Annotated in this window: 1 pseudogene; it reads right to left on the bottom strand. The window is 48.2% G+C overall.

Annotation, left to right across the window (positions count from 1 at the left end):
* Positions 1-311 (bottom strand): annotated as a pseudogene (locus tag Q1A86_RS21155) (hypothetical protein); the annotation flags it as partial.

The following is a 311-nucleotide window of genomic DNA, read 5'->3' as shown; positions in this document are numbered from 1 at the left end:
CCAGCAGTTTGTAGTGGCTGATACTTAATGTTCGGGAAGCCAGCGGTTTGTAGTGGCTGATACTTAATGTTCGGGAAACCAGCGGTTTGCAGTGGCTGATACTTAATGTTGGGGAAACCAGCGGTTTGCAGTGGCTGATACTTAATGTTCGGGAAGCCTGCGGTTTGCAGAGGCTCATACTTAATGTTGGGGAAGCCAGCGGTTTGCAGAGGCTCATACTTAATGTTTGGGAAACCAGCGGTTTGCAGAGGCTCATACTTAATGTTTGGGAAGCCAGCGGTTTGCAGAGGCTCATACTTAATGTTTGGGAA

The sequence above is a fragment of the uncultured Shewanella sp. genome (assembly GCF_947497935.1).
GTDB lineage: Bacteria > Pseudomonadota > Gammaproteobacteria > Enterobacterales > Shewanellaceae > Shewanella.
This window is presented reverse-complemented; position numbering and strand designations above follow the sequence as displayed.